Consider the following 9,265-nt stretch of genomic DNA (forward strand, 5'->3'; position numbering starts at 1 on the left):
TAACTTAATCTAGCTGCCCTGCTCGACTGCTGCAGGCACTTCAAACTCCATATTCGCGGCACCTGAAGCAGGATCCTGCGCCTGAGTGGCTGCAATGCATTGCTCAATGTACAGCAATTCCTGAGTGACCTCCGCAGCAAGGTCTTTCAGCTCCTGCAGGAGACGTGCGTGTTGCTGTTGTACTTCAGGCGGGGCACCACCAAGCCCCGCAATTTTCCGAGTTCCACGCTCTATGCGCTGATTCAGGCTGATGAGAAGCTTCTCACCAGAATCCTTCTTCGCACCAGGAAAAAGCTGGCACTGGAGCAGTCGGAGCGCGTCGTAGATCCTGACGACCTCTTTGCTGGTTTTTGAATGGACGAAGTTCAGACTGCCCTCTTCAAATGCATGATGCTCCTGATTCTGCCCGCGCCAATTCACCAAATCGCTTTTGATCAAACCGAAGTGAGTAAGGTCGTAGGAGATACGCTGTTCAACAAGTCTGAAAGTTTCTTCTAGGCTGAGCTGTAGGTACGTATTCTGCTTGAGCTGTGCCTTTCCAAATCTGGCAGTTACAGACAAACCGCTTTCCACACAGTATTCCAGCACCATCGACTCAAACCAAATGCGACAGTACACCAAGGCTTGCCTAATATCGAACACAGCCAGCGCCCGGTAGACCTTTTCCTGGAAGCCTCCGGCATGATCCACCAAGACAATCCCCTTATTCGTGTAACTCATTACGCTACTGGCGTGTTGATCAGCCTGCCGGTGCCTGTCTGCGATGATGCAAAAACGCTCCCAAAAAAGGCGATCATGCGTCGTCACGACCATCTGAGTACTGCACAGATAGGGGTCTGAAAAGATCAGGTCGATGATGTTTGACCTATGGTCACTATCGATGGCATTGACCACATCGTCGAAAACAATCAGCGGAAATTTGTTCTTTTCGGCAACAGCCAAAAGAAGCGAAAGGCCGAGCGCTCGTAAATGGCCTTCACTCAGAACAGAGAAGGCGTCTATTGAAGTACCGTCACCGTTGGAGATCTTTATCCTGTAGCTATCGTTGGCCTTTTCAAAGTAAAGAGTGTCAATGCGTTCGTGTTCGCCATCGTGGTTGTTGATCGCTTTGTAGTACTCGGCAGCTTTCGCCTCGATACCTGAGAGACGAGCTCTCTCAAGGGACAGCTTGTAACTGATCAGATCTTGATGGAGGTTTCCGTACTCGATTTTAAGTGCCTGGATGAATGAATTGAAACGCACATTATCCGTATCACTGGCAACAAGCTCAGATCGTTGGCGGGCGAGATCTGCCATTTGAGCTCCTGTCGGAGTCAAGTCTCGTTGCGCTACTCTCTTTTCATCGAAAAGCAATCGAAGAGACTCCTCAGTTAGCTTGATCGCTTTGACCTCGGCATCGAGCTTAGCCACAACGGCATCCGACTGGGAGACTTCGGTGAACTTACGGTCGCACGCACTGACATACCGTCCCAGCTCCTCTTCGCTGCCTGCCATGAGTTGATTGAACGACTCCAAGACCAGTACCGCTTCATCCGTCCTCGCGGTAGAGTTTTGAAAGACTGCAGCCGCAGCTCGTATCTCTTCAAGAGAGAGCGCGCATGGCACACCCCGCTTGATATTGGAGTCCACTCCGAGCACGCCGGCCGAAATCTTGTTGGCCAGTTGGACGATACGATCCTTATTCTGTCGATCAGCCTCTTGCAGCCTCGTTAGTCCGTTGAGAGCCTGGAGCTCTCGTCTAGCCTTGTCGAATGGATTCTCGGTAACACTGCGCAGTGGCGTTGCGCAGGCGGGGCAGGTATCTCTGGTATCAGCGTGTTCTATTGCCTGTATGGCCTCGAACACCGCCCGAAAATTCAGTGCTGAGGCATCTCGAAGGAGTGCCGAGTCAATTTTGGCTTTGCGTTCCAGCAGGCGTGTTGAAACGGATGCCGCGCGGGCCAACTGCTTCAACAAAAACTGGACGGGGAACTCCGAACTCTTGAGCTTCTCGGCTGCGTTGACTTTCAGTTCCCTGAGTGTTTCAAGGCGCGCAAATCTGGCTTTAACCGCGTGGTGGTGCTCGGATGTCAAACCAAGTATCTGACAGACTCTAGAATTGAGCGCATCGACTGTCTCGAAGAGCGCCCGGCGTGTTTCCATAAGTGCGCCCCGTCGCTGCGTCAATGCGGCCATCCCTACCGTATTGTCGGGCCGCAGATATGTATTTAAATTGAAGCTTTCAGGTCTGACGAAGCGAGAGATGACCTCCTGAAACTCTTCCAGTCCGAACAAAGTGGCCAGGACATCGCCCTCCGCGCTACCGGTATCCTTGGAGCCCAGCAAGGAAAATTCCTGTAAGCGGTTGCGATCAATGAAGCAGCTAGACCAGGTGATGCTTTTTACGACACTCGACTTGTTCGTGCCCGTTAGAATCAGGGTCGTTTTGGCAGAACCTCGCGCAATGTATGCACGTATCTTCGTCTTGCGACGATCCGCCTCTTTGATATGTCCCGTTGTGCCGAACTCCAGCGCCTCGCACAGGGACGACTTACCACCTCCATTCGGAGCGTAGTAGATATTTTTGCTCTTACTAAATCGCAGGAGCGTTCCTTCGTCATCGCGCCCAAGGTCGCCAAACCCCCTGAAATTTTTGACCTGCAAGCTCGCCAATGCCGTAAGGCCCGAAGGCGCAACCCAATTTAGTTCGGGCTTTGCATCAAGGATGGTCTTTATACGACGGGCGAGTTTTTGATAGTCGGTGGAAAGCAAGCGCTCGGACGCGGCACTCAGGTGTGATTTGATATGGTCTGAATACCGGCCCTTGGAACCATTGACTTTGTAGATGCACCACAGCAAAGCCAGATAGGCATCCGGCTTATCCTCAAGATTTTCTCTGGCGAAGCTCAACAGGTACTGGCTCATACCTGCTCCTCCCTGATGACAATATCGAGTCTATTCGGCGGGAATCATAATGCCGTCTCATCACAAGTGGTGACTGACTGAAGATGTACACTGTACTTCGCCAATTTGATAGGCACCCGATATCCGCTTCTTGCCGTATTCGGCCTTTAGTGACCGACAGCTTCAGACCGCTAGAAGCCTATCAGAGGGTTGCCTGGTGCCTGGTTCTGGGGTTTTTCCGTAGAACGACAGAATAGGCATGGGGCAAAAATGGGGCAAACCATACGCCAATCTATGCCATTCAATGCCCACTATGCATTTATGCAACCAGGTGTGGGAGGGCGGGTCATAGTCAGCAGCCACGGGGCTATGCCTCAATATCTCCCACATACCCCAGCACAATCGGCGTGTGCTTGATAAGACGGCTGGCTCGTGCTATCAAAATGACTCCATGACAAGCAGGGATTAGCAATCAATGGCACTACAATTTTTTACTACTGCCCCGAAGGGACTGCTAGCAGAGTTCAATGCGTGCATAGATCAGGATGAGCCTAAAGGGAAAATTACGACCTGGATCAGGGATAAGGACGGTGATTACACCCATGCTGCCAAGGAGTGTCAGGAAAGGCCTGGTTTCGGCCAAGGGTGATTGATGGGGCTCTCGTATTTAACATCCTTGGCACTAAGGCAGCTGTAATGTCTACCACTGTCTATGGGTACTACCATGGACATCTAACCGAAACGTTCCTCAATCATTTCGACACGATGTTTAAGTCGGCTGCTTCTAGTGCCAAGAACACTGCCGAGGATTATCTGGGTGGAAGCGCAGCATGATGGGTGTTGGTAGTTTTTAAAGGTGCTTTGCACTGGCGGGATGGTGTTGGAGCCTTAGGGCAAAATTAGGGCAGATTCTGGACCGCAATAGACCGCAGTAGGCCTGACACAAGGGAGGATGCCGCTGTATTTGTTGGCCTAGAGCGGTCTGCACAGACACCTGAAGGGGTTCGAATCCCTATCCCTACGTTGATTATCCAATCGCTGCCTTTACCCAAAGCTCTCAGCAATGGGTGAAAAGCAGCTCTCTGCTCATGACTACGTGGCGTGACACACCCAGATCAGCAAGGCAAAGGATAAGACCGGAATTGAAAATGATATGGGGAATAAGAGAAGTCGTAGCTGAGGCGATGTAGCAACAATTCTTAAGCAAGCGGCGAGGTGCTTTAACATTAGTCGGTACCCAAATCAGTTTTTGAAGTTGAGTTCCCGGTTGATTCAAAGCAACCCAGAGATCGATCTGGAGAAGATGAAGATCTGCCCAGAATCGCCCTTGTGAGGGTCAGCGGGCTTGCACCTTGGAATAGAATCGATGCTAATTCCAGAACGTCGGTTCTGCAATAGGACGAGAAGTTAGATCCGCCGATGAGGGTCGCCTGCTCTGAGGCTCGCGGAGCGTCCAGTTGTCATGGGGCAAAAATGGGGCAAACCGTACGCCAATCCATGCCATTCAATGCCAAACATGCGCTTGTGCATGGAGTGGTGATATGCGCTCAGCCTCAATAAAGACGTGGGTTTGGGGCTTTACGAGCGAAATACTCCAACACAATTGGCGTATGTGCAGGTTAAAGACCTCTATTTCGCGCATCAGCTGGCATGCCAGAAGTGACCGGTGCGCCGCTGCAAACACGATCATTGATAGAGGGTTGGGAGTGCTGAGTTACTGCTGTTGAGATTGGTGGAATTGCAGGGGAGTGGGGGCGCCTTCCGAGAGTCGGAGAGTAGCACGATATGGGTCTAAAATTGATCTAGATGTAGTCTATCAGCCCTTCCCATCTGCTAAAGTAATCGGCTCAAGTTCGCGTTGCCGGAAATGTGACGAGTAATCGACCAAATTTGTTAAGGATAATTATGGCTAATGGGAGCTGGGTAGATCATCCCGTTTATGTGGCAGGAGTTTCGGTGGCCGGAACTATTGCTATATGTATTGCATTGTATAAAGAGGTTTTGCTGCCGGCTCAAATGGCAGCAAGTGATTATAAGGTTGGCGAGCTAGAAAGGCAGCTTAAAGATATTAGCGCTCAGAAGCTGATAATAGAGCAAGTCGCGGAGAAAACTAAGGATTCTAGTCTGTCTGAAAAACGACAGCTGTCGGGTGAGCTGGCATCTGTGAAGGCAATGTTGAAAAAAACAAATTTGGAATTTTCAAGTTTCAAGCTGGGAAATCTTTTTTTTGAGGGTGGGGTTTATCCGTCATCGTTTGATAAGGTAAAAATTGGACAATCAATTGGTATTGTCGAAAAAGCCTTTGCGGGCTCTCTGATAAAAAAAGAAGATGGATTCATAACTGTGAAAGTTGATCATCCGTGCTTCGAGAATATTGTTTACTATTATAGTGATGATGCGCCGCAAGCTATCTATCAAGTTATGTATATGTCTCGATATAGGTACGGCATGGAAGTTGGTGAGAATTATCTTCAGGTCCAGCTAGAGAAAGCATTTGGCGAACCAATAAAAATGGCAGAGGATAAGTTTTATTGGAAAATTAAAGGGGGGTTCAACATTTTTAAAGATGATGACTCTTTCCTAATCACTACTGGTGATAATCGCCCTGGTGGATGGGACAGAGTAATAGAAAGGTACTGGAAATCAATTACTGCGCAGAAAGAAACTACGAAGTAAATTAATGATTTTTCGCTCAGGAGGGGAATCAGCCGTTGCGCATGTCAACAATTGCTCGGCCCTCCTTGAACCACTCGAAAAGCCTGCCGCCGTCCGGTGTTTCAACACCTGGACAGCGCCTCTTTAGTGTGGCTGGGTCTAGCCAAATTCATACGATCACGTCGCCGGCTGCATAGGCTGCGTCGAAGCCTTTCGATAAAAGTACAAGCAGAGTCCGGTGGTGCCCTTGTCTGGCAGTAATTGCGGCTTGCTTAGAAATTGCTACAAAGCGCAGAAGTTTCAGCAGGTAAGCCCGTCAAACAGGGGCGTTGGGGGAGTGCTGTGCCCAATCCATCATTGGAGAAAGTGAGGGACTGCTTTCGGCCAATAGCGGTCGCTCGATGTGTCTACGATCTTAAGGGCGATTTAACCTTCTCTACTTGTAGCGGCAGAGGTGTATCGAACTCACTGAAGCAAATCTTCATCCCGAACCAGTTTTCTCCGCAGTTATCAACGAGATAATTGGCAGAGCGTATTTGCACCACGGCTGTATGTTAAATGATGAAGTCGACTACATAAGCATTGACTACCGGGAAGGTCTGCAGTGAAAAGACTGAAAAGTGAATGGCCGGTGAATAGCCCCGGTTTGCTATGCAGGCCTCGGGTTTGGCTTTTTCACCGACGCATCCAATTTTGGTAGCAGATATCCCTTCCTGCTAGCTACGATGACTCCCAGTTATCTGGAATGGGGGCCGTATGGAGCAAACCGAAATTGAGCCGCTTTTGGCGACGGTGTACGCGGTTCTGCGTGCAGAGGGTGCTGATGAGGCGGCTGAGATAGTCCGCGGCCATCCTGCTAATGCGGAACTGACGGGCAACGACAACTGGAATGGCGGAACCAACTATTGGGATATCCAATTCATCGTTCCTGCGTTGGAGTATGCCAAGCTCGGGGTCAAGCGGGCCCAGCTTCAGGAAAGGATCACAACTGCACTGAAGACGGTAACCGAGCACGAGCAAAACGACGCCTACTCGGCGCTGATCATACCCGCACGTGAATTCCATGCGGATTGGCGTTCCGGGAGGTCTTCCAACCTGCCGAAATCGGTGCGGCAAAACATCACGGACGGCCTACGTCTAGAGAATGTAAAGTGGTATGGCGAGCTCAATGATGTTGAGTTCCTGAGTCGGCTGTATGAGCTTGAAACCCTTCCTTCCACGGACAGTCGCTACAAAGACGCCGTCGGCGACATTTGGCAGCATCGCTATAACAACGACGACTGGGACGATGACTGGATCTTTAGCGACTCCCGATTCAACCTCTTCGATGGGAGTGCTGAGACATTTCTCCGGTTTCTCTGCGAAACAGTGCACCCCGTAGTTCGCCCCCAACGGGATGAAGCGTTTAAGCTTGTTGAGCATTTCAACGATCAACTCCAGAACGCCGGCTGGGAGTTGTACCAAGAGCAGCAAATCGCCGGCCGCCCACGCTTTTCCTATCGGTTGATAAGCAGCACTTCGACAGAGGCGAACGCAGCCAGGTCGGTCATGCGAGCGAGAGTAGTTGTCGAGGCGTTGAGCGCTGGATGGATGGCGAAGCAAATCGAGCGTCTGGAATATGCGATCGATTCAGACCCAGAATTGGCGATCGGGACCGCCAAAGAACTGGTGGAAAGCTGCTGCAAGTCCATTCTCACGAAACGAGAAATTCCGTTCACCAAGGCTGATGACCTAGGCAATCTGACGAAAAAGGTTACCAAAGCATTGCAGTTGGTTCCTGACGGAGTCAGTGAAGCAGCTAAGGGTGCTGAAAACATCAAAAATATCCTCCGCAACCTCACTCAGTTGACCAGCAATCTCACGCAGTTGAGAGGGTTGTACGGTACCGGACATGGCAAGGACGGCCAACATCGCGGGCTGCAGCCTAGACATGCTCGGCTTGCGGTTGCCGCAGCAGTGGCATTTATCGATTTCGTATCGGAAACGCATCGATACCGAGAAGCTTCGGAGCCGCAGAGGTGAAGTGCTTGGCTACGATTCAGTCGTCCGTCGGTCCAGAGCAGTCGTTTGATGGACCCGATGGGCAATTAGCCTCGACCGGCAGAGAACGACCATAGCTGTCGGTCAACGATGCAGATATTGATCGCTACAATTTACAGTCAATTGATTTTTTTGGAGGGGGCGAGCTCACTCTGAACTGCTGGATCTACCCGAAAAAAAATAAACCACTTCTCGTATTAGCTCATAAGTGAAAAATACCGTCGATTGTTTAGCTGGCTTGCGCGATTTATATTGGTTGCTACTTAGCGCATGGTTTCTTGGGCAAGAATATTATGAGTCATATGAATTCTGAAGAGCTTGAATCGTTGCGGCAAGCCGCGTTACGCGCTCTCGCACCAATTCGTCCCACCGACTCAAACACGAAAGCAGACAAATGCTTTTTACTGAATAGAAAGAAAACAGAAGCAGGGAGGCAGCTGCAACCATACTATCTTGTGTATTTTCTTTTGGTTGATCTTTTAGGCTTTAAGAATCTTGGACGATTTGAAAAAATCGATTGGTCAATACCAATAGACTTCAATGGACAAGCATATCTAGTTGAGTATGGTAAATTCGGATTAAGTCTTTTTGCACATGATCCTGAAATCGAGGAGGTTGCAACAAAAGAAATCGTAGTGCGTATCAACAAAGCCGTGAAATCGGCTCGGAACTATTTTGATTTTCTTGCTTTACAGGCGGTTGAACAATCAAAGATTAATGTTAAAAATAATAGTATTCCACTGCGCGATCGGTATGATTTTTTAAGAAGTGAATACGATTCTAAGCTCGACGAAATCAAGCTTTTGGATGAAGCGCACGCTTTCGATCTAAAACAACGGAAACTGCCATTTGGAATGTACCTTTTCTCCCCATCCTATGCCAAAAAAGAAGAAGCAAATTGGTTGGCTATCTCAGCTATTGAAGCATTCTTTAGTTGGACAGAGCATGTGATGATTCACGTCGCCGTACTCAGAGGAGCAGTGAATTCTGCAAGAGAAGTTGCAGACCTTGCTGCGGATGACTGGCCAAAAAAATTTAAGGCTGCTTTTAACCTCAAGGATCCAACAGAGAAAATTCTATTTGACCGCGCTTTGTCACTACGACAGGATCTTAGGAATTTCATTGCTCATGGAGCGTTTGGAAAGCAAGGAGAAGCATTTTCTTTTCACTCTACTGCAGGAGCTGTACCGGTCCTTCTTCCGCATAAACGAGGCAGTAAGAAATTCTCCCTCAGTGAACAACTGGATTTTGACACATATGCTGCATTCGATGTAGTCGAGGACTTTACAAGTTTACTGTGGGCCGGAGATCGTGCCCCAGCTCGTCTTTATGTGCAAGAAAGCGGTCTGCCAACGATATTGACGTTCGCTGCTGATGGGACGTATATGGCTGCAATGGTTTCGTTGGAGTCAATGAAGGAGTTGATAGATCAGTTAACCTACCAGATCGATCAAGCAGCTAATATGGATTGGTGAAGCGTAAAATTTTACCTGGTTGCTATTTTGCAGGTACGAACAAACTAGGTTGGACGAAAATGGTCGTGCGCAGGGTCGGCTTCTCGCCGATTTTTGCCGGTTACGACTGACCGAGATCGACCCAGGCTGTGTGAAAACGCCAGTAATTGTCTAACCTTCTGATCGTCGAGATCGTATCGGGGGGCGATCATGAAGCGATTCATCGAAGGTGA

General features: G+C 49.4%; 4 protein-coding genes. 3 read left to right on the top strand and 1 reads right to left on the bottom strand.

The window, feature by feature from the left end; all coding sequences use genetic code 11:
- Positions 1-9 precede the first annotated feature (9 nt).
- Positions 10-2,904, bottom strand: coding sequence for an AAA family ATPase (locus ACZ9IM_RS12340; RefSeq protein ID WP_476224050.1), 2,895 nt, complete (start codon positions 2,902-2,904; stop codon positions 10-12).
- A 1,884-nt stretch (positions 2,905-4,788) separates the two neighbouring features.
- Here ACZ9IM_RS12340 and ACZ9IM_RS12345 point away from each other — a divergent pair.
- The 3 genes from ACZ9IM_RS12345 to ACZ9IM_RS12355 all read left to right on the top strand — a co-directional run bounded on the left by ACZ9IM_RS12345 (position 4,789) and on the right by ACZ9IM_RS12355 (position 9,053).
- Entirely contained in the window at positions 4,789-5,559 is a 771-nt protein-coding gene (locus ACZ9IM_RS12345; protein WP_476224051.1) for a hypothetical protein, read from the top strand.
- Between the two features lie 735 nt (positions 5,560-6,294).
- Complete coding sequence (locus ACZ9IM_RS12350; RefSeq protein ID WP_476224052.1) at positions 6,295-7,560, top strand: abortive infection family protein; 1,266 nt, start codon at positions 6,295-6,297, stop codon at positions 7,558-7,560.
- A 320-nt stretch (positions 7,561-7,880) separates the two neighbouring features.
- A complete protein-coding gene (locus ACZ9IM_RS12355) occupies positions 7,881-9,053 on the top strand; it encodes a hypothetical protein (RefSeq protein ID WP_476224053.1) in 1,173 nt (390 codons plus the stop codon).
- Positions 9,054-9,265 lie beyond the last annotated feature (212 nt).

The sequence above is a fragment of the Pseudomonas sp. TE12508 genome (assembly GCF_056279485.1).